The organism is Thermostichus sp. MS-CIW-23, assembly GCF_054059455.1.
In genome coordinates, this window is the sequence record NZ_JBSSCC010000001.1 from 100,183 (window position 1) to 126,465 (window position 26,283).

At 59.1% G+C, this 26,283-nt stretch carries 24 protein-coding genes; 15 read left to right on the plus strand and 9 right to left on the minus strand.

The genetic code is table 11. The annotated features are described in order from the left end of the window. Window positions 1-271 precede the first annotated feature (271 nt). From apcD to ACVW0B_RS00505, 4 genes are all read left to right on the plus strand, one after another. Entirely contained in the window at window positions 272-745 is a 474-nt protein-coding gene (gene apcD, locus ACVW0B_RS00490) for an allophycocyanin subunit alpha-B (protein WP_099812040.1), read from the plus strand. Window positions 746-1,012: 267 nt separating this feature from the next. Next, window positions 1,013-1,498, plus strand: a complete 486-nt coding sequence (locus tag ACVW0B_RS00495) for an allophycocyanin subunit beta (protein WP_099812041.1) — start codon at window positions 1,013-1,015, stop codon at window positions 1,496-1,498. Window positions 1,499-1,537: 39 nt separating this feature from the next. Further along, entirely contained in the window at window positions 1,538-2,938 is a 1,401-nt protein-coding gene (locus tag ACVW0B_RS00500) for a chlorophyll a/b binding light-harvesting protein (protein ID WP_457387765.1), read from the plus strand. Between the two features lie 307 nt (window positions 2,939-3,245). Continuing rightward, a complete protein-coding gene (locus ACVW0B_RS00505; protein ID WP_414423720.1) occupies window positions 3,246-3,818 on the plus strand; it encodes a Uma2 family endonuclease in 573 nt (190 codons plus the stop codon). Here the strand turns inward: ACVW0B_RS00505 and ACVW0B_RS00510 are convergent. Beyond that, window positions 3,796-5,574, minus strand: coding sequence for a flavin reductase (locus ACVW0B_RS00510; RefSeq protein ID WP_457444146.1), 1,779 nt, complete (start codon window positions 5,572-5,574; stop codon window positions 3,796-3,798). The two genes, ACVW0B_RS00505 and ACVW0B_RS00510, sit on opposite strands and share 23 nt — an antisense overlap. 237 nt (window positions 5,575-5,811) lie before the next feature. Here ACVW0B_RS00510 and ACVW0B_RS00515 point away from each other — a divergent pair, with 237 nt between their 5' ends. Continuing rightward, window positions 5,812-6,042: a DUF2555 domain-containing protein gene (locus tag ACVW0B_RS00515; protein WP_414522248.1), complete on the plus strand. Its 231-nt coding sequence runs from the start codon at window positions 5,812-5,814 to the stop codon at window positions 6,040-6,042. A gap of 35 nt (window positions 6,043-6,077) precedes the next feature. Here the strand turns inward: ACVW0B_RS00515 and ACVW0B_RS00520 are convergent, their stop codons facing one another. The 3 genes from ACVW0B_RS00520 to pdxA all read right to left on the minus strand — a co-directional run bounded on the left by ACVW0B_RS00520 (window position 6,078) and on the right by pdxA (window position 8,830). Continuing rightward, on the minus strand, window positions 6,078-6,509 hold the full coding sequence (locus tag ACVW0B_RS00520; protein ID WP_414388627.1) for a hypothetical protein: 432 nt from the start codon (window positions 6,507-6,509) through the stop codon (window positions 6,078-6,080). A gap of 87 nt (window positions 6,510-6,596) precedes the next feature. Beyond that, window positions 6,597-7,712, minus strand: coding sequence for an aldo/keto reductase (locus ACVW0B_RS00525; RefSeq protein ID WP_457490741.1), 1,116 nt, complete (start codon window positions 7,710-7,712; stop codon window positions 6,597-6,599). 29 nt (window positions 7,713-7,741) lie between these two features. After that, entirely contained in the window at window positions 7,742-8,830 is a 1,089-nt protein-coding gene (gene pdxA, locus ACVW0B_RS00530; RefSeq protein WP_457490689.1) for a 4-hydroxythreonine-4-phosphate dehydrogenase PdxA, read from the minus strand. A 183-nt stretch (window positions 8,831-9,013) separates the two neighbouring features. Between pdxA and ACVW0B_RS00535 the strand changes: the two genes are divergently transcribed. The 5 genes from ACVW0B_RS00535 (at window position 9,014) to chlP (ending at window position 14,408) form a co-directional block, all read left to right on the plus strand. After that, window positions 9,014-9,994, plus strand: a complete 981-nt coding sequence (locus ACVW0B_RS00535; protein WP_414331610.1) for an alpha-ketoacid dehydrogenase subunit beta — start codon at window positions 9,014-9,016, stop codon at window positions 9,992-9,994. Window positions 9,995-10,099: 105 nt separating this feature from the next. Beyond that, entirely contained in the window at window positions 10,100-11,479 is a 1,380-nt protein-coding gene (locus tag ACVW0B_RS00540; protein ID WP_457403818.1) for a DUF3084 domain-containing protein, read from the plus strand. Beyond that, window positions 11,476-11,940: a Holliday junction resolvase RuvX gene (gene ruvX / locus ACVW0B_RS00545; protein ID WP_457407488.1), complete on the plus strand. Its 465-nt coding sequence runs from the start codon at window positions 11,476-11,478 to the stop codon at window positions 11,938-11,940. Before ACVW0B_RS00540 ends, ruvX (ACVW0B_RS00545) begins: the two co-directional genes overlap by 4 nt. Then, entirely contained in the window at window positions 11,912-13,063 is a 1,152-nt protein-coding gene (locus tag ACVW0B_RS00550) for an extracellular solute-binding protein (protein ID WP_457490690.1), read from the plus strand. The genes ruvX (ACVW0B_RS00545) and ACVW0B_RS00550 overlap by 29 nt, the downstream gene beginning before the upstream one ends. Before the next feature lie 124 nt (window positions 13,064-13,187). After that, window positions 13,188-14,408 carry a geranylgeranyl reductase gene (gene chlP / locus ACVW0B_RS00555; RefSeq protein WP_457490691.1) on the plus strand — a complete coding sequence of 407 codons (1,221 nt, stop codon included), beginning with the start codon at window positions 13,188-13,190 and terminating at the stop codon, window positions 14,406-14,408. 7 nt (window positions 14,409-14,415) lie between these two features. On the opposite strand, the gene ACVW0B_RS00560 is transcribed toward chlP, so the two are convergent. Then, entirely contained in the window at window positions 14,416-15,264 is an 849-nt protein-coding gene (locus ACVW0B_RS00560) for a hypothetical protein (RefSeq protein WP_414331048.1), read from the minus strand. Between the two features lie 365 nt (window positions 15,265-15,629). On the opposite strand from ACVW0B_RS00560, the gene secD reads away from it, so the two are divergent. Continuing rightward, window positions 15,630-16,976: a protein translocase subunit SecD gene (gene secD / locus ACVW0B_RS00565; RefSeq protein ID WP_414331113.1), complete on the plus strand. Its 1,347-nt coding sequence runs from the start codon at window positions 15,630-15,632 to the stop codon at window positions 16,974-16,976. After that, window positions 16,973-17,974, plus strand: coding sequence for a protein translocase subunit SecF (gene secF / locus ACVW0B_RS00570; RefSeq protein WP_457482518.1), 1,002 nt, complete (start codon window positions 16,973-16,975; stop codon window positions 17,972-17,974). Before secD ends, secF begins: the two co-directional genes overlap by 4 nt. A gap of 73 nt (window positions 17,975-18,047) precedes the next feature. Here the strand turns inward: secF and ACVW0B_RS00575 are convergent, their stop codons facing one another. Beyond that, window positions 18,048-19,880 (minus strand): FAD-dependent oxidoreductase, encoded by a 1,833-nt coding sequence (locus ACVW0B_RS00575; RefSeq protein ID WP_457490742.1) that lies wholly within the window; start codon window positions 19,878-19,880, stop codon window positions 18,048-18,050. A 241-nt stretch (window positions 19,881-20,121) separates the two neighbouring features. Here ACVW0B_RS00575 and ACVW0B_RS00580 point away from each other — a divergent pair, with 241 nt between their 5' ends. Then, window positions 20,122-21,324, plus strand: a complete 1,203-nt coding sequence (locus tag ACVW0B_RS00580) for an argininosuccinate synthase (RefSeq protein WP_457395481.1) — start codon at window positions 20,122-20,124, stop codon at window positions 21,322-21,324. Between the two features lie 92 nt (window positions 21,325-21,416). Here the strand turns inward: ACVW0B_RS00580 and ahcY are convergent, their stop codons facing one another. Then, on the minus strand, window positions 21,417-22,697 hold the full coding sequence (gene ahcY, locus ACVW0B_RS00585; RefSeq protein WP_457490692.1) for an adenosylhomocysteinase: 1,281 nt from the start codon (window positions 22,695-22,697) through the stop codon (window positions 21,417-21,419). 94 nt (window positions 22,698-22,791) lie between these two features. Here ahcY and ruvX (ACVW0B_RS00590) point away from each other — a divergent pair, with 94 nt between their 5' ends. Next, on the plus strand, window positions 22,792-23,304 hold the full coding sequence (gene ruvX / locus ACVW0B_RS00590) for a Holliday junction resolvase RuvX (RefSeq protein WP_011433350.1): 513 nt from the start codon (window positions 22,792-22,794) through the stop codon (window positions 23,302-23,304). Between the two features lie 140 nt (window positions 23,305-23,444). Continuing rightward, complete coding sequence (locus tag ACVW0B_RS00595) at window positions 23,445-24,662, plus strand: NAD(P)/FAD-dependent oxidoreductase (RefSeq protein WP_457490693.1); 1,218 nt, start codon at window positions 23,445-23,447, stop codon at window positions 24,660-24,662. On the opposite strand, the gene proC is transcribed toward ACVW0B_RS00595, so the two are convergent. After that, a complete protein-coding gene (proC, locus tag ACVW0B_RS00600; protein WP_011433348.1) occupies window positions 24,659-25,462 on the minus strand; it encodes a pyrroline-5-carboxylate reductase in 804 nt (267 codons plus the stop codon). The two genes, ACVW0B_RS00595 and proC, sit on opposite strands and share 4 nt — an antisense overlap. Window positions 25,463-25,467: 5 nt before the next feature. Then, entirely contained in the window at window positions 25,468-26,043 is a 576-nt protein-coding gene (locus ACVW0B_RS00605) for a cell division protein SepF (protein ID WP_011433347.1), read from the minus strand. Between the last annotated feature and the right edge of the window lie 240 nt (window positions 26,044-26,283).

Consider the following 26,283-nt stretch of genomic DNA (forward strand, 5'->3'; position numbering starts at 1 on the left):
GTAGCAACAGATACGGAAATAGTTCCCAACACAGATGCTCATCTCGGCCAGAAGAGATAGAGGCTGAGTATTCTGAGGGTTGCTGTCGTATCCGGGATCTGGATTGGCCGCCAACCCAACCTTCTCAATCTGGTCACGCTGCCGAAGACGCGAGGCAGAGAGGATTTGTTGCAAGTAAGTTTCAATTCACAACTTTTTCTTAATAAGTGATTTCGGTTCTTGAGGATCTGGCTTACTTTGTTACCTGTAGAGTGTTCCTTGCCAAAAACCTATGAGCATTGTTGCCCAAGTCATCGCGCAGTCGGACGCGGCTGATCGCTTCCTCAGCAGTGCCGAGATCGCCAAGCTAGAGGATTTCTTCAGCAAGGGTCAAGTTCGCATCCGAGCCGCCCAAAAGTTAGCAGAGAACGAGCAAAAAATTGTCCAGGAAGGCAGCAAACGGTTTTGGGCCAAATGCCCCAACACCCCCAGCAATAAGGGCAACCCTCAAAAAACTGCCCTCTGTCAACGAGATCAAGGCTGGTATATCCGCTTGGTTAGCTATTGCATCTTGGCAGGCAACGATAAGCCGCTGGAAGATATCGGCTTGAACGGCATGCGAGAAATGTACATCTCTTTGGGCGTGCCGCTACCCAACCTGCGGGTGGCGATGAGCTGCCTAAAAGAGGTAGCTGCCGGCATTCTTTCTTCAGAGGAGATGGCTCTAGCTGCCCCCTACTTTGATCGACTGATTCGCGCTTTTTGAATCGATGAATGGATAGACAAATCGCTGCCCTCTCGCTCAGTTTTAGAGTTGAGGCGCGCTACTCCTGCCTCTGTGAGCTTGAGGTTTCGGCTGGCTTTGCGAGCTTGACCTGCAAGCTGTGAAGTTGTCTTAAGTTGCAATCCATAAGAGTTCTCACAGGCAATGCCTGAGCAAGCGGTGCAAGGACTCCGTCCCGCTAACGCGAACAGCATTTGCCCAATTGCCTCAAGAAATCAGTCCCTACTAGTGCTTAGAGGAGAAAAATCCATGAAAGATACCATCACTTCCCTGATTAACCCCGCCGATGAGAAAGGCTCTTACTTAGATGCCGCAGCTCTGGAACAATTAAATCGCTATTTCCAGAGTGGCAACATGCGCGTCAAGGCGGCCAAAACCATCAGCTCCAGCGCCAGCAGCATTATCAGCAAAACGGTTGCCAAGAGCTTGCTCTACGGGGATATTACCCTACCGGGGGGCAATATGTACCCTACTCGGCGCTACGCGGCTTGCTTGCGGGACCTGACCTATTTTCTACGCTATGCCACCTACGCCATGTTGGCTGCCGATCCCTCAATTTTGGATGAGCGCGTGTTGCAGGGTTTAAAAGAAACTTACATCACCCTCGGCGTTCCCATCGATCGCGTCATTCAGGCCCTCAATGCCATGAAAGAGGTCCTGACCGAAAGTCTCGACACAGAGGCAAGTCAAGAAATGGCCGTTTATCTTGACCATATCATTGCCGGTCTGAGCTAAACGTGCCTGTATTTTTGAGGGCTCACTGAGGAGCTATCTATGAATGCCAAAAAGATGCACCCATCGGGCTACCCCTGGTGGTCAGGTAACGCTCGATTGATGAACCTCTCTAATACTTTTATCGTGGCGCATGTGGCCCATGCGGCCTTGATCATGGCTTGGGCGGGGGGCTTTACCTTGTTTGAGCTGGCCAAGTTCTCGCCAGAGCGGCCCATGTACGAGCAAGGGCTGATTTTGCTGCCCCACTTGGCCACATTGGGGTGGGGGGTTGGCCCCGGTGGCCAGATCGTCAATACCTTTCCCTATGTGGCCATTGCCTCAATTCACCTGGTGGCTGCCGGCGTGTTGGCTGGAGGAGCCTACTTCCACCAAACCCAACTTCCCCCCAGCTTAGATATGGAATTCGGCAGGGCTGCCAAGTTTCACTTCACTTGGGATGATGCCAAAACGTTGGGAGTGATTCTGGGGCACCACCTACTGATTTTGGGCCTGGGATCCCTATTGTTGGTGGCCAAGGCGATGGTGTTCGGGGGGCTGTATGACGCCAACACCGGTCAGGTACGCCTGGTTACGGCTCCAACTTTGGACTTTGCCACCCTTTGGAACTACCGCACCCACCTGTTTGATGTCAATAATTTGGAAGACTTGGTGGGGGGCCATATCTATGTGGGAGCTCTTCTCTTGTTGGGAGGGGTGTGGCATATCCTGGTTCCGCCGTTTGAGTGGGTTAAAGCTCGCTTTCTCTTCTCAGCAGATGGGATCCTCTCCTACTCTCTATTCGGCATCGCCCTAGCCGGTTTTGCGGCTTCTTACTACTGTGGGTTTAACTCGCTGGCCTACCCGGTGGAGTTTTACGGCCCCACCCTGGAGCTGAAATCCGCCTTTACTCCTTACTACTTCGATCCAAATCAAACGGGAGCGTGGAACTACTCCTCAAGGGTTTGGCTGGCGAATGCTCACTTCTACTTAGCCTTCTTTTTTCTACAAGGATCCCTGTGGCATTTTCAGCGAGCGATGGGATTTGATGTCGGCAAGATGCTGCAGCTTTGGCAGCAGAGTCGGCAGGAAATGACCTCTCAGTCGGTGTATCAGGTTCAATTTCAGTGCCGACCTCAGCCTGACTTTGCAACTTTTTACGAGCCGCCCTTTGCAGGTCCAGAGCCTCTATCTGTATCTCCCGAGGATATCTACTGGTATCAGCCGCCAAAGGCTCCCAGCTCCAGATCTCTATCGTTGATAAACGGCGTTCGGCAAACTCTCTATGAAGTGAACTACACCCTTAGGAGGTGGATCTTCTACGAGCCCGCAAGAGAGAAGATAGCTTTCAATCGTTCTGACTTAAAGGCAGATTATGGTTCGCGCAAGTCAAGGGCTGATTTCTCGAAGTTTGCTCGATCTCTGCCCAAAGTCTTCTACGAGCCGAGCAGAGTTCAGGCTTAACCTACCTGGGATTTGAGGGGGTTTGGCCCTCAGGAGAGGTGATTACCCTGCCTGGGGGCTTTTTGCTTTGCTAGGGCTCCGCAGTGTGGGCTAAGGAAGGGAGTACCGATCTAGACTTGGCCTTGGTGAAGCAAATGGTGGATCAACTGAGGGGATCCATCGAGGTCAGCAGCGCCGCCGGCTGGACAACTTTCACGCTACATCTACTCCAATTGCTGCAATTCTAACCCCTACTCCACCACTCGCCCTCGCTTGGGGATTTGGGATACAGTACTGGTAGGGATCCTGAGGAGCTTTGCCTAAACCTATGACAACTCGCCTGGCTCCGCCTCTTACCCTTGAAGACTTCCTCAAGTTGCCTTACATAGAAGATTCTCCGGCGTGGGAGTATGTGGATGGAGTTGCCATTCAAAAACCGATACCCAAAGCCCGCCACTCCATTTTGCAAAAACACCTTGTGGCCGAGGTTGATGGCAGCACCACCGACTATACTGCCCTACCCGAACTGCGTTGCACTTTTTCCGGTCGTTCCATTGTTCCCGATATTGCCGTAATTGCGTGGGATCGAACTCGCCTAAGTGAAACAGGCGAGCCAGAGGATGACTTCACCGCAGCACCCGACTGGATTATCGAAATTCTTTCGCCGGGTCAAAGGGTAAGCCGTGTAATCGATAATATCCTGCATTGTCTAAAGCACGGCAGCAAATTAGGGTGGATGGTGGATTTAGACGATTACTCTGTTTTGATATTTGCCCCTCAACAAGAGCCAGAAATTTGCCGAGCAGATCGTCAGCTCAAGGTGATCGATGGGATCCAGTTAGCATTGACTCCACAACAAATCTTTGTTCTCCAATACACTACCCCCGCCGCATGGCCGTAACCCCCGTGGGATCCAGCACCTTGCCCCGTTCCACCTCGGCATAGACCAGGTAGCGATCCCCGCAGTCCATCCAAGTTTTCACACGGCACTCCAGGTAAGCTAAGGCATCCAACAAAATGGGGCAGCCATTTTCGGCAGTGGCCGTGGCCAAGCCGGCAAACCGATCTTCTCCAGGGCGCTGGGGCCGCTGAAAGTGCCGCTGCAAGTTGCTGCCCTTGCCTTCCCGCAAGATGTTGAGCACAAAGGGTGCCTGGGGATAGGTCAGCAGTTCGGCTTCTTGGTCCTTGCTCACCGATAGAGTTAGCCCCGGCGGATTGAAGCTGGCCTGGGCCACCGACCAGGTGAGAAAGCCACGGCGGGTCTCTCCTTGCAGGGCGGTGACTACACACAGGGATCCCACCACCCGGCTCAGGGCTTGCCCAACCCGATCCGCCTGAGTTTCGCTGCTGGTTTGGCGAGGGGCGCGGGCTCGTTTGGCTTTGCGCAGGGCCTGAGCAAACTGGGATCCCGCCTCTTGACAGGCTTCCAGGATTTCAGGGGTGGGCTTAAACTTGGCGCGGATCGTCTCAAACCCCAAGGAAAAGCCGGCATTGAGCAACTTGTTCTCGATGAGATCCACCGCTTCTCCGCTCCAGCCGTAGGAGCCGAAAACCCCGGCCAATCGGGTGGTGGGAACTGAAGAAAGGATGATGCCAAGGGCGGTTTGGATCTGCACAGGAGGATGGCCGGCCAAGGTCGGGGATCCGATAACAAACCCTTGGCAGCGCTCCAGAGCCTGGGCGATCTCCTCCGGAGTGGCCCATTCGCAGTTGATCCGCTCCACCTTAACGCCGGCCCGCTCCAACCCTTGGGCTATGGCCATGGCCATCAAACCTGTATTTCCGTAAGCAGAAGTGTATAGGAGAGCTACCCGCTGCTCGCCGGGATCCTCTTCGCACCAAGTGTGGTAGTCCAGCCGCAAGCGCCGCAGGCTGTGGCGCACCAAGGGGCCGTGGGCAGGGGCATAGATTTGGGCGGGAAATTCTTCCAACTTGGCCAGGGCTGCCTTCACCTGGGACAATTGGTTGCGGTGCAAACAGTCGAAGTAGTAGCGGCGGTCTTCGCTGAGCTGCCGCCAATGTTCGTCAAACACTTGCTCATCGCACACGTGGGCGCCGAACAGCTTATCGGTGTAGAGGATCCCGGTAGCCGGATCGTAGGCACAGAGGGCATCGGGGTGGCGGGGTGTGGGCACGGTGCGAAAGTGCAACTCATGCCCTTCTCCCAAATCCAGGCGATCCCCATCTCGGATGACCCGCAAACGGAAGGACTGGTGGCCATTGTAGAAAATGCCCAGATCGGCGGCTTCTTCTTCGTCGCGACTGCGGGGCAAGGGATCCATCTCTTCAAAGGCGGCCCGTAGCGTAATGGATCCCGGTTTGGAGCAGAGCACCATCGCATAGGGAGCCAGAGGCAATAGGGCTTTGAGAGTGGCAATGCGGTTAAAGTTGACGTGGCTGAGCAAAATAAAGTCCAACCGCTGTAGGTACTGGTGTTGGGCCAGCTCTTCTAAAAAGATGCTGGTGAACGATTCCCCCGGAGGATCGATGAGAAGGGTTTGGCGGGCCTGGATGAGGTAGCTATTGGCAGTGGTGCCCCGTTGCCGAGCGTATTCCAGCTCAAACTTCAGGCGATCCCAGGTGCGGGAGCGGAGAACCAACGTGGACGGGCCGATAAGGGCAACTTGGACATCGCGGGCGGGGATCTTGCTCTCCATAGCAGCCTCCGATGCGGTATCTGTCCTCACCTTGCCACGAAACTGGGGGAATGGGGATCCCTTTTCAGAGTTTCGGGAGCCCACGGCCCGGCTTGCCCAAAAGTTAAGTCTGAGGCCCCGTCCTCACAACTGCGCAAGAAGCAAGCGATTGAGGTGGGGAGTGTGTCAAGTTTTTTCAAAGTCGGCCGGGCAAAAAGGAAGAGGCTAAGATCGGCTTGTAGCGTGTTCAGGCTGCCTATGTCTGCCCGATCCAAGTCCAAAGTGGAGGCCCCTACCAAGGGGATGGATCCCCGCCAGTTTACCGAAGCTGAGGTGGCGGCAATTGCAGAGCGGTTGGAGCGCAATGACTATCCGACCGTCTTTGGCTGCTTGGAAGACTGGCATGCCCTTCGAGCCGTTGCCTTTTATGCTCCCCACTTAGTGGCTCCCTATGCACATCTGTTGGAGTGGGAAGTGGATGAAGATTAGGGCTGTCCTTGCAGTTCTTAAAGGGATCCCAGTGCTCAGGGCAACGAGGGGGGAGGATTTCCGTCAGAGCCTTGCCGGCGAATCAGATAGCGCACTTCTTCAAGGAGAACGTTGAACCTCTGATCCGTTTCCGCCTGCCGTTGGTTGATGGCCTGAATGGCGCGTTCGTGCTCTCGTTGTAGGGCGGTGAGGGTAACCAGAGCTTGAGTCACTTCCTCTGCCCACTCGGCAAGGTGAGCTAAGTCAGAGCGGGTCTCGCTGACAACTTGCTGTAGCTCTCGCAGGCTTTGAGCTTGGGCAGCAGCTTGTTCGGCAAATTCGGCGCGGCTTTCTTGGATGGACTGGCGCAGCTCCTGGACCGATTGGCAGAGCTCCCGGATTTCTCGGCTGTTGGCAGCAGTCTGTTCAGCCGTCCAAGCCAGCAGTTGTTCCACCCGGTCTAAGCGGTCTTGGCTCTGACTATTCACTCCGATGCCTCGCCTTGTGAGTCTCTTGACAAACTGCAACCGATCATAAACGAAGTTGAGCTCTGCCAAACAGGATAGGGGGAATGGTCATTCCCAGAGCCGCCGGATTGGAGAGCGATGCAGCAACTGGTGGGCTTCGGCCAGCAACTCCGGGATAGGCAGATGTTCTGGGCAGCGGGGTAAGCAGTCACCGCATTCGGTACAGCGGTCGGCAAGTGACCCCGGAAACCAATGCCCAGCTTGGCCGAACATGTTGTAGCGGTACTGGGCAAACTCCGTCATCTCGTGGGCAATGGCCAAGTTGCGCAAACGCAGCACTTCGGGAATGTGGATCCCTTCTGGGCAGGGCAGGCAGGCGTAGCACTGGGTGCAGCGGCTGGATCCCAAGCGTTCCTGCTCGGCTTGGCGCAACCGCTCCTGAATCTGAGGGCCATCCACCCACCAACGGTCGGGATCCTGTAAAGCCGACAAGGCCACCTGTAGCTCCTCAGGATGAGTGATGCCCAGGCTGAGGGTGTGAACACGGGGATCCGCCAGCAAAAAACGATAGGCAAACTCCAAGGGGCTGAAAGGGGCACAGCACTCCTGCAGGTGTTGGGGCGGGCGATAGAGCATTCCCCCTTTATCGGCAGGAGAAATGATGAACACGCCCATATCTTGCTGGGCAGCCGCTTCTAGGGCCGGTGCATTGCGCTGTTGGAAAAAGTGATAGTGCAAATTAACAAAGTCAAAGCATCCTGTCTGGATGGCCTGCAAAATTAACTCCAGGGATCCATGGGTGGAAAACCCAATGTGGCGCACCCAGCCTTCTTGCTGCATCTGCTTGAGAATCGGCAACCCTTTCTGCAGCACCCACTCCAGATGTTCCGGCAGGTTGATGCCATGAAAGGCAAATTGATCCAAGTAATCCACCCGCAGACGGCGCAGGGATCCCTGAAGCCGCTCTCGCAACCCATCTGTGGGAGTGAGTTTGCTGGTCAGAATCAACTGATGGCGTGAAAAGGGCAGGGTTTGCAAAATCTCGCCCAAGAGCACCTCGGCATGGCCATAAGCCTGAGCCGTTTCGATGTGGTTGATCCCTGCGGCTAGGGCTGCCTCAACGGTTGCCTGAGCTTGATCCCTGGGCACATTGACCAAGCGCATGCTGCCCAGAGAAAAAACCGAGACCAGCTGTTGGGTGCGCCCAAAGCGACGGTAAAGCATTCTGGTTGAGGTAGCACCGGCAACTTCCATCAAGCCACCCCCTGGAAACGAGAAACGGCCTCAGATTGTCGGGTACAGACGGCATTTCCCTCAGGGGATTGGGGGTTTTTGCCCAGCAGTTCTGCCGCCAGCAGGATCGCCTGCTTAAGGCTCTCGCACCGGGCCACCCCTTGGCCGGCAATGTCGAAGGCGGTGCCATGATCGGGAGAGGTGCGAACAAAAGGCAACCCAATTGTCAGGTTGACTGCCCGGTCAAAAGCCAGCATCTTCACCGGGATCAAACCTTGATCATGATAGAGAGCCAAGTAGGCATCTGCCACGGCTGGAGATCCCTGGCCATGCCAGGCTTGCGCGGGAGCCAGCCACATGGTGTCGGGGGGAAGCGGCCCCCAAATTTGGGCGTGGGCATAGGTGCGCAGCAGCTCGGTCAGCCATTCTTTTTCCTCCGATCCCAGTTGCCCCTGTTCGCCGGCATGGGGATTCAGGCCGGCTACTGCAATCACAGGATCCCGGATCCCAAAGGTGTGGCGCAGGGATCCCACCAGCAAATCCAGCGCTGTCCGCACCCGCTCTGGGGTCAGCACGGTGGGCACCTGGCCGAGGGGAATATGGGTGGTGGCCAGCAAAACCCGCATCTGCCAACCGCTGTGGGGGGAACGGGCAACAAACATCATCCCGTAGTGCTCAGACCGACTCAGCTGGGCCAAAACTTCTGTTTGACCAGGGAACCGATGGCCGGCTCGATGCCAGAGATACTTGGCGATGGGCGCTGTCACGATCCCCTGAAACTCGCCCCGCAGCGTCTGTTCGACTGCCGTTTTCAGGTAAACAAAACTGACCCCACCACTGTCAGCATCCCCTTGACCAATACAGCCAGGCTGTAACCGAAAGCCTGTGTCGCATTCCAGCATCGGGATCCCTGCCGGATGGGCCAATGGAGCCGGCAACCGATCTCTCAGCAGGCGATAGGTGGCTTCTAGAACCTGCCGATCCCCTACAACCGTGATGTGGGCGCAAGACTGCACCTCAGGATCCGCCAGCGCCTTGAGCACAATTTCCGGCCCAATTCCCGCGGGATCCCCCAAGGTCAGCGCCAGTTTGGGCCGTGGAATGCTCATGGTGTCTTTTCTTGAGAAGACGGACGATCCCCATGTTCCAGGGGAAAGAGAGTGCTGAGGAAAGCTGTGGGGAAGGTCGCCATCCCTTTGAGCAAGAATTCTGAGCTCAGCCTATCAAGTCAGCTGCAAGGGGATCCATGCCGGCAAAATGGTTTAATGAGGGTTTAGCGATATTGAACCTCTATGGCCGAGACATTCCTTTACAACGCCTTGCGTGCTGCCCTCGACGAAGAAATGGCCCGGGATCCCAACGTATTTGTTTTGGGAGAAGATGTCGGCCATTACGGCGGCTCCTACAAAGTCACCAAAGACCTGTATCGCAAGTACGGGGAGATGCGCCTGCTGGATACCCCCATTTGCGAGAACAGCTTCACCGGCCTGGCCATCGGGGCAGCCATGACCGGCTTGCGCCCGGTGGTGGAAGGGATGAACATGGGCTTTCTGCTGCTGGCCTTCAACCAAATTGCCAACAATGCCGGTATGCTGCGCTACACTTCCGGGGGCAATTTCAAGATCCCGATGGTCATCCGCGGGCCGGGCGGGGTGGGTCGTCAGTTGGGAGCAGAACACTCGCAGCGGCTAGAGGCCTACTTCCAAGCGGTGCCCGGGCTTAAGATCGTGGCCTGTTCAACTCCCTATAATGCCAAGGGCTTGCTCAAGTCCGCCATCCGCGACGACAACCCAGTTCTCTTTTTCGAGCATGTCCTTTTGTACAACTTGAAAGAAGATCTGCCAGAAGAGGAATACCTTTTGCCTCTGGACAAAGCCGAAATCGTCCGATCCGGCTCCGATGTTACCCTGCTCACCTACTCCCGCATGCGCTACCACGTGCTCAAGGCCGTGGACACCTTGGTGCAGCAGGAGATCGACCCTGAGGTGATCGATTTAATCTCGCTGAAACCTTTAGATATGGGAACCATTGCCGCTTCGGTGCGCAAAACCCATCGGGTGATCATTGTTGAGGAAGACATGAAATCGGGTGGCATTGGGGCGGAACTGACAGCTCGCATCATGGAAGAACTGTTCGATGAGCTGGATGCGCCGGTGATGCGTTTGGCTTCGCAGGACATTCCCACCCCCTACAACGGCACGCTGGAGGCGGCCACCATCGTGCAACCTGCAGATATTGTGGCGGCGGTGGAGCGGCTCCTCTACGCGGATTAGAACCCCCAAAAATCCCTACAAAACAGCGCCGAAATCCATCTCCCAGCAACTTGCAAAATCCTCAGGGCAACCTTGCTAAGATTTCCATGGCAGGGATCCGCGAATATGCAAGGCGTACTGCTGATCCTCTACATGTTGGTTGTCAGTGGCCTGATTGCCGTTGTTGGGGATCGGGTGGGCTATCGCATTGGCAAAAAACGCCTCACCTGGTTTAACCTGCGCCCCCGCCATACCGCCATTCTGGTGGCCGTGGTGACCGGCGTGAGCATCTCCGCCCTGACTTTGGGCACACTGCTGCTCCTCAACCGCTCTCTGTCGGAGGCCCTGTTCAGCTACACCAACCAAATTGCCCAGGCGGAGCAAGAGCTGCGGGCCCTCAACCGCCAAAAAGCCCTCTTGGAAGCGGAAAATGCCGCTCTCAGGGTTGAGCGGGATCACCTCAAGATGGATCTCGACCAATTTCGCAGCCAGCAGTCGGCAGCCCAAACCCGCCTGAGCGAAGTGCGCGATCAGCTGGCAGTGGCGCTGCAGGAGCGGCAGGAGGCGGAGGCCAAGCTGGCGGCAGCCAACGAGCAACTGGCCAAGGTGCAGCCCAGTTTGGATCGAGCCCATGCCGAGTTGGAGGCAGTGAAGGCAGAGGTGGAGTCGGCCCGCCAGGTGATCGCCACCCTGGAGTCGCAAAAACAAGCCCTGCAACTGGATCGGGATCAGCTGGAGCGCTCCCTGGATGTGGTGCAGGCGGCCTTAACCCAACTGGAGAACCAGAAAAACCAGCTTGAGCAGGAGATCGAGCAGCTCAACCAATTGGCGGTGCGGCTGCGGCGGGGGGAACTGGCCATCTTGGCGGGGGAAGTTTTGGCAACAGGAGTTGTGGAGGCTCCAAGAGGGGCAAAACCAGAGGCGATCCGGCGGCAGTTTGAGCACCTTTTGGCCCAGGCGGAACAGCGGGCCCTTGCCCTTGGATCCCAGCCCATGCCCCCTCTGGAAAACGCGATCTTGATCCGCCGCGAGGATGCCGACCAAGCCCTGGAGAAGTTGCGAGAACCCGGTAGCTGGGCGGTGCGCATTCTCTCTGTTACCAACCGGCTCAAGGGGGAGCCTGTGCCTGTGCTCGTGCAGATTTACCCCAACCAGCGGATTTTCGCCAAGGGATCCGTGCTGGCCCACGGGGTGATTCAACCGGGTTTGAGCGAAAATCAGATCCAACAGCAACTGCTGGGGCTGCTGAACCAGGCCAATCAGCGCTCGCAAGAGGAGGGGCTTCTCTCGGATCCCATCACCGGCACTGTGGGGGAGTTCTCCCAGGTCAAGTTTCTGGAGGTTGTGCAGCATCTCCGCCAGAGCACCACCCCTCTGGATGTGAAGCTGGTTGCCGACACCGACATCTACACAGCGGGGCCATTGCGGGTGAGTTTTCTGATGGCAGAAGCTTCCGGTCAACCCGGCTCTTCTGGGGCTCAGCAGGCGGGGCGTCCCGAGGGATGACGGATCCACTCCACCCGGCAAGACTGAAGGGCCAACGAGTGCTGATCGGTTTCGACCCAGGGCGCGACAAATGCGGCATTGCTGTGGTGCAGGTGTTTACGCAAACGGAGCTGAAGGTTTTACACCGGGAGGTGGTCCCTTCCGCGGCAGCGCTGTCTAGACTACAAACGCTCCGGCAACAGTTTCAGGCGGAGCAAGTGATCCTGGGCAATCAGACGACGGCCCAAGCCTGGAAGTCTCAACTGGAATCGATCCTCCCCCCGCAGCAGATTGTCCTGGTGGATGAGCGGCACAGCTCCCAAGAGGCCCGTCAGCGCTACTGGGATTTTTACCCACCGCAGGGATGGCAGCGGCTGTTGCCCAAGGGGATGCGGGTGCCGGCCAAGGCTTACGATGATCTGGTGGCTCTCATTCTGGTGGAGCGGTACTGTCGTGGGCGAGATACGGCTGAGCCGACGTGAGCTTCTACAGGGGATCCTGCTGGGGCTAATGGCGGCAGGATGTGGGGGGCCGGATGCACACCTGCCTCTTGTCGTGGCGCTCAAGCAAGGGATCCCCGCCAGTTTGCTCAACGAGTTTCGCCGCAGGACTCAGGCCCGCTTTCGGTTGCAACTGTTGGATAGTCGGGATCAGTTGTTGGCCTATCTCCGGCAAAGCGTCCAGCCGGCTGATCCGGCCTGGTGGGATCCAGGGGGATGGTTCCGGCGGCGGCTGCCGGTGGCGGCTTTGAGTTTGTTGGGGGCCGACGCTTTGGATCGGGCCATAGCTGCCGGTTGGCTGGCTCCTCTGCCGGCAAGCCTGTTGGGAGAACGATGGCAGAATCTGGATCCCCGTTGGCAAGCTGCGGCACTCCGGGACGGGCAGATTTGGGGTGTGCCCTGGCGCTGGGGGGTAACGGCCATTGCCTACCGCCGGGATCGGGTGAGGGAGCCCATTCGGGACTGGGCGGATCTGTGGCGGCCTGAGCTGGCCGGCAAACTGACTCTGCCGGATCATCCGCGGGAGGTGATTGGGCTAACCCTGAAGAAAATGGGCCGCTCCTACAACGATCCCCTCAACCCTGAGGATGTGGAATTACGGCAAGAGCTGGGATCCCTGCACCGTCAGGTTTTAACTTACACCTCTTCCGACTACCTGCCCATCTTGCGCTTGGCCGATAGCTGGGTGGCCGTGGGCTGGTCGCAGGATCTCTACGCCACCCAAGCCAACTACCCTGAGCTGGCAGTGGTGATCCCGGCCTCCGGATCCGCCATCTGGTGGGATGTCTGGGTGCGACCCCACGTCGAAGACCATGCCCACGAAGACAATGCCCACACAGAATCAACCCAGACCGATTCCGGATCCCTGTTGGCTGACTGGCTTGATTTTGTCTTGAATCCTGAATTTGCCCCCCGCTTGGTCAACCTGAGCGGGATCCCTTCGGTTTTGCCGCTGGATCTGGCTCAACTTGCCCCACGCCTGCAACGCAGAGCCGACTTGCAAATCTCCACTTGGCAACGCTCGGAGATCTGGCGCCCCTTGAGCTCAGCCGAAGCCGAGTCCTATCTCAACCTCTGGGATCAAATGCGGCGGGGCCTTTTGTAGAAACACAGCGAGCGCGAGCCCTCCACTCTGCAACACTTCGTCAAGGTCCGCAATGCTTCTGAGGAGCTGTGGTAGGATGCCTGCTGTCTGATGAGCCAGTTGCACTTGCATCGAGGAGAGCACCTTGAGTCTGAGAGTTGCTGTTGTGGGGGGCGGCCCAGCCGGAGCCTCTGCTGCCGAAGTTCTGGCCCAATCTGGAATCGAGACCTTTTTGTTTGAGCGGAAGCTGGACAACGCCAAGCCCTGCGGGGGCGCCATTCCCCTCTGTATGGTCTCCGAGTTCGACCTCCCCGAGGGGATCATCGACCGCAAAGTGCGCAAGATGAAGATGATCTCCCCTTCCAACTATGAGGTGGATATCGCCCTCGAAAAAGAAAACGAGTACATCGGCATGTGCCGCCGCGAGATCTTGGATGCCTTCTTGCGCAATCGTGCCCACCAAAAAGGGGCGGAGCTGATCAACGGCAAGGTAATGCATCTGGAGATCCCCCAGAATGGCCGGGATCCCTACATCCTGCACTACAACGATTTTTCCGACGGATCGAGGCAAGGGGTGCCGCGTTCTTTGGCTGTGGATGTGGTGATCGGGGCGGATGGGTTCCACTCCAAGGTGGCAGAAGCCATTGGTGCTGGCGACTACAACTATGCGCTGGCCTTTCAGGAGCGCATCCGGCTCCCGGACGACAAAATGGCCTACTACGCAGAGCGGGCAGAAATGTATGTGGGGGACGATGTTTCTCCAGACTTTTATGCCTGGGTGTTTCCCAAGTCCAACCATGTAGCCGTGGGCACCGGCACCATGAGGGCAAACCAAGCCCACATCCAAAAGTTGCAAGCTGGGATCCGCGCCCGTGCTGCCGAGCGTATCCGCGGCGGCCAGGTGATCAAGGTGGAAGCCCATCCGATCCCAGAGCATCCCCGCCCGCGCCGCGTGGTGGGCCGTGCTGCTTTGGTGGGAGATGCGGCGGGATACGTAACCAAATCCAGCGGCGAAGGGATCTATTTTGCCGCCAAGTCAGGCCGCATGTGCGCCGAGACCATCGTCGAGACCTCCAACGGCGGCAAGCGCATTCCCACAGAGGAGGATCTAAAACTGTATCTCAAGCGCTGGGATCGCCAGTACGGCCTGACCTACAAGGTCTTGGACATCCTGCAGCGAGTGTTCTACCGTTCCAATGCCACCCGCGAAGCCTTTGTGGAGATGTGCGCCGACCGGGACGTGCAGAGGATGACCTTTGACAGCTACCTCTACAAGACGGTAGTGCCCATGAGCCCTTGGGTGCAGTTCAAGATCACGGTCAAAACCCTGGGCAGCCTGATTCGCGGCAACGCTTTGGCTCCCTGAAGTAACCCTACTGCCACTGGAAGGTCACCGTGACGCGATCCCAATTGGCCTCGGTTTTCAGCACACTGGCGGAGGCCCTTTGTCCGGGGGGCACGTCGCTGGGCTCAAATGCTGCCACTCGCGTATCGACAACTTCTTCTCCCCGATAGAAGGTGAAACGAGCACGGGCGTTGAGAACCGTGCGGGTGCTGCGGTTGATCGCTTCCACGCTTAGGCGGCTACCGGCCCCCACTCGTTCTTCCCGAATGGATCCCACGATTACAAAATCTCCTGGGCTAGCGGCAGACTCGGCTGGGGTGGCGGTCGGAACTGGGGTGCCAGGCTGTGGGGCCGTCTCGCTTTGCTTGGGATCCGACTGCCTCAGCAGCTCCAAAACACGGGCCAACTCCTGCTGAAAGAAAACAAAGGCTTCCCGCGATTGGTTGGCCACCTGGGCCAAAATCAGTCGATCCGACTCCTCTACCGGAATTTCCAGGAGGGGAGCTGGCCCTTTTAGGGTGACTCGGATGCTGGCGACTTCTTGGTTGATGAACTTATCCAGGTAGGGAAAGATGTTGAGAATGCAATCTTGGAAGGATCCCATCGGCATGATGCGATTGTTGGTCAGCACCAAGTCGGCCCGCTCACAGCTAGTCCGATCCTCCATATCAATTTCCAAGGGCACCCGAAAGGAGCCGAGGCTGGTGTTGGTGATGGTAACCCCAATGCCGTACACCTCCTGCCGCCAGCCATGAACGATCTCCAGGCTGGGGCTGGTGACTTCCTCGGTGAAATACTCTCCGGCCCAGGTCGGGGATCCCCACAGAGGCAGGGCCAGTAGCAGCACAGGGAAATGGCAGGTCAGTCTCCCCTTCACCTCAACCTTCCTTAACTCAACTCGCGGACTTTGGGGCAGAGCAGCGGTGTTTCTTGCTCCCCCGGGATGGCAATAGCCTAACCTAGGGTCGGCGCAAGCCAGGGGGAGTCTTTGAATAATCTTTCCAACAATAACGGCTTTGAACTTCATCCGCTCTGCCCAAAGGGATAGCCCAGTACCCGTCTTCATCGAGCTGGGGGTTGCCTTAGCGGTGGATCCCAAGGGCCATTTTGTCGGGGCAGCGCCACGGGCTCTGCCGTTTTCCGCTGGGATCCCGTCTGCGATAGGATCAGAAGGTTCAGGAAGTGCCAAAATCCTAAGAGCCTCAGATCGAGTGCGACCGTGTTCCTCACCTTCTCAGCAGTATGGCTAGATCCTCAGCTTCGTGGCTCAGTCGGCTCTCCTTTTTGCGAGGGCTGATCTTCATCTTGGCCGTGGTGGTTGCCCTCGTTTACCTGGGCTTCAGCCGGGAGGTTCGCCTTGGCCTTGACCTCAAGGGAGGAACCCAGCTCACGCTACAAGCTGTGCCCACCGAGGAGGTGCCTGAAATCACCCCCGAAGTGATGCAGGGGGTAGAGGCCGTCATCCAGCAGCGGATCAACGGGCTGGGGGTGGCTGAGCCTCTGGTGCAGATCAGCGGCCAAGACCGCCTGTTCGTGCAGTTGCCGGGGGTGGCGGATCCGGATCGGGCCATTGCTCTCCTTGGAGATACAGCCCAACTGGAGTTTCGCAAGGGCTTGGTTCCCGTCGGCGCGCTGCCCCGCAACGAGCGGGGAGAGATAACCGCGGGGGAGGATCCGGATACTCTGTTTGAGCGAGTCGGCCTCACCGGGGATCTGCTGCGCAATGCCTATCCCCAAGCCCCTCGCCGCGGATCCCAGAGTTGGGAGGTGCTGCTGGAGTTCAAGCCGGAGGGGGCAGAAAAATTTACTCAGCTCACCCGAGATCTGGCCGGAACAGAACGTCCATTGGGCATTTTTCTGGACGACGTGTTGATCAGTGCCCCGATCGTGGGGCCGGAGTTTGCCCGCACCGGCATCACCGGCGGGACGGCGGTGATCACGGGCAATTTTACGGTGGAAACCGCCACTGACTTGGCGGTCAAGCTCAGGGCAGGAGCGCTGCCGGTTCCCATTCAGGTGATTGAAAATCGCACTGTCGGGGCCACTTTGGGGGAAGTGAGCGTGCGCCGCAGCCTCTATGCCGGGATCGGGGGCCTGGTGCTGGTTTTCCTCTTTATGGTGGCCTACTATCGCCTGCCAGGGCTGATTGCGGACATTGCTCTGCTTATCTACGCCCTCTGTACCTTTGCTCTCTTCCAACTGCTGGGGGTAACCATGACTCTGCCGGGGATCGCCGGCTTTATCCTCAGCATCGGCATGGCGGTGGATGCCAATGTGCTGATCTTCGAGCGCATCAAAGAAGAGTTGCGGGCCGGCAAATCCATCTACAAGTCCATTTCGGAAGGGTTTAACCGCGCCTTCAGCAGCATCCTGGACAGCAATGTGACCACCCTTTTGGTCTGTGGCGTGCTTTTCTGGCTGGGGATGGGACTGGTGAAAGGGTTTGCGGTAACCCTGGGCATTGGCATTCTGGTGAGCTTCTTTACGGCCATCACCTGCACCCGTAGCCTGCTCTTGGCGGCAATGGGGATCCCCAGCTTGCGCAAACCTGAGTTTTACGGCGTTCGGATGGAGGCGGCCCAATCATGACGGCTCAAGAGCTATCCCCCGTAGATCCCGCCTCTCGGTTGCTCGACTATCGCTTCGACATTGTTGGACGGAGCAAGCTGTGGTTCAGCTTGTCCTTGGCGGTGCTGTTGGTGGGGCTGGTCAGCATGGCCTTTTCCCTGGCTTCTCTGGGAACTCCCCTGCGGCTGGGGTTGGATTTTTCCGGCGGCACCTTGCTGGATCTGAGCTTTGAGCGGCCTGTCACCACCGAGGAGCTGCGACGGGCGCTGCAGGAACACAACCTGGGCACCAGCATCATCCAGCTGGACACCCAAACGGGCCAGGAAGCCCTGATCCGCATGCCCCCCTTGACTGAGCAAGAGCGGCTGGCCGTGGAAGCCACCCTGCGGCAGGAGGTTGCCCCCTTCCAGCGCAATCTGGTCGAGACGGTTGGCCCGACGGTGGGGCGTTTGCTCTTGCGTTCCGGCATCGTGGCCGTGCTCATCTCTTTCGGCCTGATTGTGGTGTATCTGGCCCTGCGCTTTCAGTGGGATTACGCGGTGTTTGCCATTGTGGCGCTGCTGCACGATGTAGTGTTGACGATAGGGCTATTTGCCCTTTTGGGCCTGACGGTGGGTATGGAGGCGGACAGCCTGTTTGTGGTGGCGCTGCTGACCATCATCGGCTTTTCCGTCAACGACACCGTGGTCATCTACGACCGCATCCGCGAGAATCTGCGTCTGGTGAGCCGCAAGGTCAGCCTGGCCGAGGTGGTAAACCTATCTCTGAACCAGACCTTTGCCCGCTCCCTGAACACCACCCTGACGACGATGCTGCCCCTAGTTGCCATCGCCATTTTCGGGGGAGCTACCTTGAAGGGGTTTGCCATTGCCCTGCTCATTGGCTTTACTTTGGGGGTGTATTCCAGCATTTTTATCGCCAGTCCCCTGTTGGTGTGGTGGCGGCAGCAGCGCTATGGCAAAAGTAGCGAAGATGCCCGCGCAGGCAGGGATCCCGATTCACTTCCCTCTGAGGGCTAGGGCCCCGATATCGGAAAAATTGGGTCGATTGGGTGGGGATCTGTCGTTCGCGCTGAGACGGTGTCCTCTGGGTTCACCATTGCAGTCTTTGCCCATGGGAGATCAGGTAGAGCTGTAAATCGGCTATTTTGCCTTGCGGTACGATCTGAGCTGGGATCAGGCCGGGAGCTTGACTGCGCAGCCAAGCCACGGTCAGGCCTGCTGCCGAGCCGATGGTCCATTCACCGTAATGCACGCGGGTGGCGGCGTTGACAATGTGGCTGACGGCGATCCCTTTGCCGCCGATGAGCAGGTTATCCACCTTCTGCGGGATCAGGGCTTCCAAGGGAATGAGAATGGGACGGACGGAAAACTCGTTGACTGGCGCGGAGCTGGCCGAAAGAGAGGGCTCCCAGTTGCGGTAGCGACAGCCGTGGATATCGATGGCGTAGTGGGTAACCCCCACCACGGTAGGTCTGAAGTCCCGCCCCCCGGCGGTGCCGACGCGAATATCCTGCTCCAACATCATGAACTCTGCTTGGCCGTAGGCAGCTCGCCCCAGGATGCGCCGACCTTCGCGGATGTAGGGGTAGAGGCTAAGGCCAGAGCGAGTGCCCAGCAAGGACTCTTCGGCAAACACCAAGGAGAGGGGATAGCCAGAGCGGGATTGAGTTTCCATCAGCCACTCGGCAAACAGCAGGGCGTGGTTTTCTCCATCTTTGATGGCCGAGACATCCAGGCCCCCCAGCCAGTTGTGGCGCTGCCCTGAGGCCACTAGCCGCTCTTCCGTCAGGATCAGGGGCGGGTTCATGATCCCCCAGTCGTTGCCGCGGTTCCAGTTCACCAGCGTCAGGTCGCCTGGAACAGGCGTGCTGTAGAAGGGATCCCGGCGGCCCTTGCTGACGATGCGGCGGTAATTGAAAAAGCTCTGGCCGCTGAAGGTGGGGAAACCCTCCATGTCGAACTCGCGGCGGTGTTCGGCGCGGGAATAGCCCGGCTGCAGCTGGACCAGCTCGGCGCGGGAGCGCCCGCCATCGTCGTGGATGGCCAGCACGAAGGGAAAGGTAAAGGCTTGAGTGCACTCCGGGTTGCTGGCGGGGGCGGCATTGGGCTCTCCGGTCACGTCTCGCCCTTCCGAACCCAGCCGATAGGGGATCCCGGCCCAGCCCACCAGCTCGCCGGTATCGGTGGCATCGATAACAAACAGGTTGCGGCCTGGTGGTGCCTGCAGCCTCAACACCCGTTTGGCAAAAACTTCCGTCTCCTGCCAGCCATACCAGCTCACCAGCTCCCGCCACAGCCGTCCCGGCGGCACAAAGTTGGGATCCCGCGGCTGCCGCTGCACAGCGTAAATGCTTTCAATCTGGGATCCATCGGCGCTGAAGGTGGCCCCCTTAAAAGCCGTTTGGGTAGCCCAGCGGCTGTTGGGGGCATTTTGAGCTGCCTGTTGCAGCCAGGTTTCCACCGCCTGCAGCCCGGCCTGGGGCGGAAAACACAGCCCTCCCACCCAGCAGCTGTTGATCTCGGATACGCGGGTTCCCGGCGGGATCCCTGTCCAGGCCGGCAGATGCACCGGCTGGCTTTCGATCAAGGCCTTGAACTCCAGCCAGTGGCGGGAAAAATTGCCCCGCTGCCGCATCGGCAGCGATTCATCAATGGCCGATACCCCCTGGGAGGTAATCTGACCCCCCAGCCAAGGGGTGAGCTCGATGAGACAGGTCTGCACCCCCCCTCGCATGGCATGGCCTGCCGCTGCCACCCCTCCCAGGGATCCGCCCACCACCACCAGCTCGCACTCCCAAATCTCGTCCGGCTGCGGCAAGGGATCCAACAAGGGCCAACCGTGGGCGGTAAAACGGGGCACCTCCGGCTCGGAGACGGCAACAGGGGATCCCACCTCTGGCTGGGAGAGGGCGGCAAACCCCATCCCGGCCACAAAGCTCAGCAGCGACAGGATCCCCAGCCCCACAGTTCGCTTGGGCTCAGATCCCCGGCACGCCGCAGCCGTCTTTTTGCCAGCCATGCTCACCTCACTCACACCCCCGGCCTTTCCCCGGCAGGAGAAATCCCCTTGAGAATAGCTGAGGAAACCGACATTGAGGCCAGCCAGGATCCCTGCCACAGGGCATAATGGGCTAGCAACTTTTTAACGGCAACGGCGGGATCCCATGGGACGGGCAAAGAAGGTGGTATTGGCCTATTCAGGCGGGGTGGATACTTCCGTCTGCATTCCCTATCTCAAGCACGAGTGGGGGGTGGAATCGGTGGTGGCCCTGGCAGTCGACTTGGGGCAGGGGGCGGAGCTGGAGGCCATTCAGGCCAAAGCCCTCAGGGCGGGGGCAGAGCAATCTCTGGTGCGGGAGGCTGTCCAGGCCCTCATTACCGACTATGCCTTCCCGGCCATCCAGGCCAACGCCCTCTACGAGCAGCGCTACCCCCTTTCCACGGCCCTGGCCCGACCCCTGATTGCCAAGCTGCTGGTGGAAGTGGCGGAAGAGGTGGGCGCCGATGCGGTGGCCCACGGCTGCACCGGCAAAGGCAACGACCAGGTGCGCTTTGATCTGGCTATTGCTGCTCTAAATCCCCAGCTCAAAGTGTTGGCCCCTGCCCGCGAGTGGGGGATGACCCGCGAGGAGACCATTGCCTATGGGGAGCGCTACGGGATCCCCATGCCCGTGCAGAAGTCCAGCCCCTACAGCATCGACCTCAACATTTTGGGCCGCAGCGCTGAAGCCGGCATCCTAGAAGATGCCGACCGGGAGCCGCCGGAGGAAGTGTATGCCCTCACCCGGCCTATTTCCCAGACACCCGACGAGCCCGCCTACGTGGAGATTGAGTTCGAGCAAGGGATCCCTGTCGGGGTGGATGGGCAGCGCCTCAGTCCCAAAGCCCTCTTCGAGCAGCTCAACTCCTTAGCTGGCCTGCATGGGGTGGGCCGCATCGACATGATTGAAAACCGCCTGGTGGGGATCAAGTCGCGGGAGATCTACGAGTGCCCCGCTTTAACCGTCTTGATCCAAGCCCACCGCGAGCTGGAGAGCCTCACCCTCACCCGCGATGTCATCCATTACAAGTACGGCATCGAGACCACCTACAGCCAGTTGATCTACAACGGCCTTTGGTACTCGCCGCTGCGGGAGGCTCTGGACGCCTTTATCCGCGCCACCCAGAAAAGCGTCACCGGTGTCGTGCGGATGCGGTTGCACAAGGGCCAGGCAGTCTGTGTGGGCCGTCGCTCTCCCTACTCTCTTTACAACCCAGAGCTGGCCACCTACGGCGCAGGAGACCAGTTCGACCACAAAGCGGCAGAAGGCTTCATCTACGTCTGGGGTCTGCCCACCCGCGTTTGGTCGCAGGTTCACAGAATCTAGGAATCCCCTCCTGGCTCGAGGTTGGGGGGAGCACGCTAGCCCTGCTGCTTGGGATCCCAGACTCAGCTCCCGATTGAATTCCCAAAACCCACTTAAGTCCCGGCAGTCCAGGTGTTGCCGTACTCGATCTGCTCGGGGGTGAGGCTGTCGATTTGGATCCCCATGGCTTTGAGCTTGAGGCGGGCGATGGCCTCGTCCACCTCGAGAGGAATGGGGTGAAGCCCTGGGGCCAAGCGGCCCCGGTTTTTCACCAGGTATTCGCAGGCCAGGGCCTGGTTGGCAAAGCTCATGTCCATGACGCTGGCGGGGTGCCCTTCGGCAGCAGCCAAGTTAATCAGGCGGCCTTCCCCCAGCACCAACACTGACTTGCCCGACTGCAGACGGTATTCTTCCACAAAGGGGCGCACCGTCTGTCGGGAGACGGCCCGCTCCTGCAGCGCCACCAGGTCGATTTCAATGTCAAAGTGGCCGGCGTTGCAGACCATCGCCCCATCCTTCATGCGGTCGAAGTGCTCGCCGCGAATCACGTGCTTATTGCCGGTGACGGTGATGAAGATGTCCCCCAGAGCAGCGGCTTCTTCCATCGGCATCACCCGGAAGCCGTCCATCACCGCCTCCAGAGCCCGCACCGGGTTGACTTCCGTGACAATCACCTGGGATCCCATGCCGCGGGCCCGCATGGCCACTCCCTTGGCGCACCAGCCGTAGCCAGCCACCACCACCGTCTTCCCGGCCAGAAGGATGTTGGTACAGCGCAGGATCCCGTCCAGGGTGGATTGGCCGGTGCCGTAGCGGTTGTCGAACAGGTGTTTGGTCTCGGCGTCGTTGACGGTCATCACCGGGAAGCTGAGCACCCCCGCCTTGAGCATGGCCCTAAGGCGCACCAGGCCAGTGGTGGTCTCTTCCGTGGTGCCGATGAGCTCCGACAGTTGCTCCTGACGGTGCTGCACCAGCTCCGCCGTCACATCTCCGCCATCGTCGATAATCAGGTTGGGGCGGTGATCTAGGGCAATCTGGACATGGCGGCGGTAGGTGGCCACATCTTCTCCTTTGAGGGCAAACACCGAAATGCCATGGTCCGCCACCAGGCTGGCGGCCACATCGTCTTGGGTGGAGAGGGGATTGCTGGCAATGAGAACGCTATCCGCCCCCCCTGCTTGTAGAGCCAGGGCCAGGTTGGCCGTTTCGGTCGTAATGTGGCAGCAGGCCACTAAGCGCAGCCCGGCCAAGGGCTTTTCTTGAGCAAAGCGCTCCCGGATCTGGGCCAGCACCGGCATCTCCCGCGCCGCCCACTGGATCCGTTGCTTGCCCAGGGGGGCGAGGTTCAGATCTTTCACTTCATGCTTCGGGAAAGACAGGGTAGCGCTGGTCATCGAGTGTTGCTCCAAACAGGGTCATCGAGAGAGGATAGGGGAACGGAAACTGCAAGCCCCAAAGGGGGCCAGGCAGCCATAAAGATCAGCAAGGATGTCGATAAGCCTGAACTATTCTGCCACAAGGGATCCCCTTTCAGCGCTGGGGCTGGATGTAGGCAACCGCCGCATTGGCGTGGCCGGCTCCGACCGGCTGGGGCTGCTGGCTACTGGCCTGGGGGTGATCCAGCGCCGTTCCCTCTCAGAGGATATTGCCCAAGTGCAGGAGTGGATCCGCCGCCGCCAGGCCACCGTGGTGGTGGTGGGGATCCCCCTTCTGGCGGATGGGTCGGTGGGATCCCAGGCCCGCAAAGTCCAGCGGTTCGTGCGCGCTTTGCAGGTGGCCGTGGATCTTCCCATTGTTACCGTCAATGAATACCTGAGCACCGCGCAGGCGGAGTGGGATCTGCGCGAGGCGGGGATCCCGGCCAAAGCCCAGAAGGGCTTGATCGATCAGCAGTCGGCGGCGGTAATTCTCCAAACTTGGCTGGACGAGCGACGGGCTTCCCTGTCAGAAGTGCCGGCTTGGCAAAGCTGGGGCAACAAAGACTACGCTGGAGAAGTCTAGCCGGGAAAGTTTAAATCAATTCAAGCCCAAGGTGGGCCATCCCTCGTTGCCCCTTCTGCATCAGCAGGGTGTGATTGTTAAGTCGGGGCCTTTCGCGCAACTTTGATAACGTCTGATAACGTCACGTGAACCATCCGAGCATGAATCGCATTTGCATTCTTGGGGGCGGCTTTGGCGGGTTGTACACAGCTTTGGAACTGAGCCGGCAACCCTGGCCAGAACCACCCCAGATCACCTTGGTCGATCGGCAGGAGCGGTTCGTCTTTGCCCCCCTGCTTTATGAGCTGCTCACCGGAGAAATGGAAGACTGGGAGGTGGCCCCCCGTTTTCAAGATCTGCTGCCCCCGGGATCGGTGCAGTTTCGCCGCGGATCTGTCCAGGCCATTGACCCTCAAGCCCGCCGCGTGGAGCTGGAAGATGGGCAAAGCTTGGAGTACGACGCGCTGGTGCTGGCGCTGGGGGGAGAAACCCCTCTGGAGAGCGTTCCGGGAGCGGCGGAGTTTGCTTTTCCCTTTCGCACCCTGGCAGATGCTCAGCGGCTGCGCGCCCACCTGAAGGCGTTGGAAGACCGGGATCCGGCTCAGCCTGTGGCTCTGGCCATTGCAGGAGCAGGGGCCAGTGGCGTGGAACTGGCCTGCAAATTGGCGGATCGGCTGGGCTGGCGGGGACGGATCCGCCTCATCGAGTTGGGATCCCAAATCTTGTCCGGCTTTGCTCCCTCCAGCCGGGAGGCGGCCCAAGAGGCGCTGGCCCAACGGCGGGTGCAGGTGGAGTTGCAAACCAAGGTCTTGGGCATCGAGGCCCTTGGCGAGAACGGCGCCCCTCCCTTCCGTCTGCAGCTCCAGCGACTGGAGAGCCAGGAGATTGCTACGGATCTTGTGGATGCTGTGCTGTGGACTGTCGGAACCCGACCGGCAGCGGTGATTGCCAATTGGGCTCTGCCCAAAACCGAGCGGGGACGGCTGCAGGTTTTGCCCACCTTACAGACCCCCACCTTCCCAGAGATCTTTGCCTTGGGGGATGCAGCGGCGGTGGTAGATGCGGAGGGACAGCCGGTGCCGGCCACAGCCCAAGCGGCTTTTCAACAGGCCGGTTATTGCGCCTGGAACCTGTGGGCTTTGCTCACCCAGGAGCGGCCTCTCTTGCCCTTTCGCTACTTTTCTCTGGGGGAAATGCTCAGCCTGGGGGTGGATACGGCGGTGCTTTCTGCCCTTGGCGGCCTCACACTGACCGGCCCCCTGGGCTATTTGGCCCGGCGAACTGCCTATTTGGTGCGCCTGCCCACACTGGAACACCAGCTCAAGGTGGGATGGAATTGGATCACCCGCCCCCTGTGGCAAGGGCTGCTGGCCCGCTAGGATCCCTGTAACTGGCAAGAGCGCTCGTAGGCCGCTCGCACTGCCTGCATCAGGGCTCCCCGCACCCCCGCCTGCTCCAAGGCTTGGATCCCGGCAATGGTCGTCCCCCCTGGACTGGTGACCCGGTCTTTGAGAACGGCAGGGTGCAGATTTTCTTGCTGCAAGAGGGCAGCAGTACCCGCCAAGGTCTGCAGGGCCAACTGGGTAGCAATGGGACGCGGCAGCCCCACCTGTACCCCTCCGTCGATCAGCCCTTCCAGAATCACCGCCAGATACCCCGGCCCGGAACCCGAAAGTGCCGTCACCGCATCCATCTGGCTTTCGGCCACCGTCACCACCTCGCCCACCGCGCGAAACAGCTTCTCCACCTGCTCCACCTGCATAGGCGTCACCCCTGGCCCGTAGCTGATGGCCGTTATGCCCGCCCCCACCAGCGCCGGCGTGTTGGGCATCGTGCGCACCACCTTTTGTTTGGGAAAAGCCTGCTGCAACTGCTGCAAGGGGATCCCGGCCATAATCGAGATCACCAGCTCTGTGGCGGACAGCCGGCCCATCTCAGCCACCACTGTCGGGAAGAGCTGCGGTTTAACGGCCAGAAACAGAATCTCAGACTCTCCCGCCTGGGATGGATCCGCCAACAATCGGATACCCAGCTCCTGCTGCAGGGCCACAGCCTTATCCAGATCAGGCTCCCGCAAGGCCACCTGCGCTGCGGGATAAACTCCCACAGCTACCCAACGCCGCAGCAGGGCGGATCCCATGGCTCCACCCCCGATAACACTTAGCAGTGGCCGCTCCATAGCAACTAGTGCTGACCTACTGCCTGCAGATGCTCATAGGTGCTGGGCCAGAGGGGGGTAGGGCTTTGCAAAGGGCGCTGCAGCGGCTGCACCACTTGGCTACTGGGGGTGGAAACCATCACCGTGCTGGGGGTGAACAAAAAAATGTTCTCTCCGATGCGCTCTTGGTGGCCATCGATGGCGTAGGTGCCGCCGGCAACGAAATCCACAGAGCGCTGCGCCTCAGCGGGATCCATTAGGGTCAAGTTCATGATCACCGTCTTGCGCTCCCGTAGGTACTGGATAACCTGAGCCATCTCATCGAAGCTGCGCGGCTCCATCACCACCACTTCACTGGTGGGTGGGTTTACGCCCGGTAATCCAATCACGTTGCTCCCCATACTGCCCCCTGCTGAGCGATCCCGATGCTGACTGCGCCGATGGCCCCGCGACTCTTCTCGACCGGCAGAGCCCTCCCCCGCTTCCACTCCCCGTTGCCGCCGCCCTCGCGGAAGGGTACTCACTTCCTCCTCTTCGGGGGGAGCAGCCGGTTGGGAACGGCGTCCCTCGTAGAGCAGTTGGTAATCATCCTGCCCTTCCATTTCAGAGTACTCCTCCAGGCCGTCCACGGGATCATTCAGACCCACAAAATCTCTTACCCTGCTCCAGATTCCATTGACATTCATATGCACATCCTCACTACAGGTCATGGGTTTACGGCGAGCGTAGGATTCAGGCTCTTGATTGGATCCTGAGTGGCTCACTCAAGCTAGGGGGCGTCCTTTTATTCTCGGTCAAAGTCTTTCAATAGGCTGAGACAGGGTTTGCTCAGAAAGCTGCCG

Coding starts and splice junctions, on each gene's coding strand:
- ACVW0B_RS00535 (WP_414331610.1), top strand. CDS start 9,014: ATGGCCGAGACATTCCTTTACAACGCCTTGCGTGCTGCCCTCGACGAA.
- ruvX (WP_011433350.1), top strand. CDS start 22,792: ATGTCGATAAGCCTGAACTATTCTGCCACAAGGGATCCCCTTTCAGCG.
- ACVW0B_RS00505 (WP_414423720.1), top strand. CDS start 3,246: ATGACAACTCGCCTGGCTCCGCCTCTTACCCTTGAAGACTTCCTCAAG.
- ruvX (WP_457407488.1), top strand. CDS start 11,476: ATGACGGATCCACTCCACCCGGCAAGACTGAAGGGCCAACGAGTGCTG.
- ACVW0B_RS00540 (WP_457403818.1), top strand. CDS start 10,100: ATGCAAGGCGTACTGCTGATCCTCTACATGTTGGTTGTCAGTGGCCTG.
- ahcY (WP_457490692.1), bottom strand. CDS start 22,697: ATGACCAGCGCTACCCTGTCTTTCCCGAAGCATGAAGTGAAAGATCTG.
- ACVW0B_RS00605 (WP_011433347.1), bottom strand. CDS start 26,043: ATGGAAGGGCAGGATGATTACCAACTGCTCTACGAGGGACGCCGTTCC.
- apcD (WP_099812040.1), top strand. CDS start 272: ATGAGCATTGTTGCCCAAGTCATCGCGCAGTCGGACGCGGCTGATCGC.
- secD (WP_414331113.1), top strand. CDS start 15,630: ATGGCTAGATCCTCAGCTTCGTGGCTCAGTCGGCTCTCCTTTTTGCGA.
- ACVW0B_RS00510 (WP_457444146.1), bottom strand. CDS start 5,574: ATGGAGAGCAAGATCCCCGCCCGCGATGTCCAAGTTGCCCTTATCGGC.
- proC (WP_011433348.1), bottom strand. CDS start 25,462: ATGGAGCGGCCACTGCTAAGTGTTATCGGGGGTGGAGCCATGGGATCC.
- ACVW0B_RS00575 (WP_457490742.1), bottom strand. CDS start 19,880: ATGGGGTTTGCCGCCCTCTCCCAGCCAGAGGTGGGATCCCCTGTTGCC.
- secF (WP_457482518.1), top strand. CDS start 16,973: ATGACGGCTCAAGAGCTATCCCCCGTAGATCCCGCCTCTCGGTTGCTC.
- ACVW0B_RS00515 (WP_414522248.1), top strand. CDS start 5,812: ATGTCTGCCCGATCCAAGTCCAAAGTGGAGGCCCCTACCAAGGGGATG.
- ACVW0B_RS00500 (WP_457387765.1), top strand. CDS start 1,538: ATGAATGCCAAAAAGATGCACCCATCGGGCTACCCCTGGTGGTCAGGT.
- ACVW0B_RS00525 (WP_457490741.1), bottom strand. CDS start 7,712: ATGCTTTACCGTCGCTTTGGGCGCACCCAACAGCTGGTCTCGGTTTTT.
- pdxA (WP_457490689.1), bottom strand. CDS start 8,830: ATGAGCATTCCACGGCCCAAACTGGCGCTGACCTTGGGGGATCCCGCG.
- ACVW0B_RS00495 (WP_099812041.1), top strand. CDS start 1,013: ATGAAAGATACCATCACTTCCCTGATTAACCCCGCCGATGAGAAAGGC.
- ACVW0B_RS00595 (WP_457490693.1), top strand. CDS start 23,445: ATGAATCGCATTTGCATTCTTGGGGGCGGCTTTGGCGGGTTGTACACA.
- ACVW0B_RS00580 (WP_457395481.1), top strand. CDS start 20,122: ATGGGACGGGCAAAGAAGGTGGTATTGGCCTATTCAGGCGGGGTGGAT.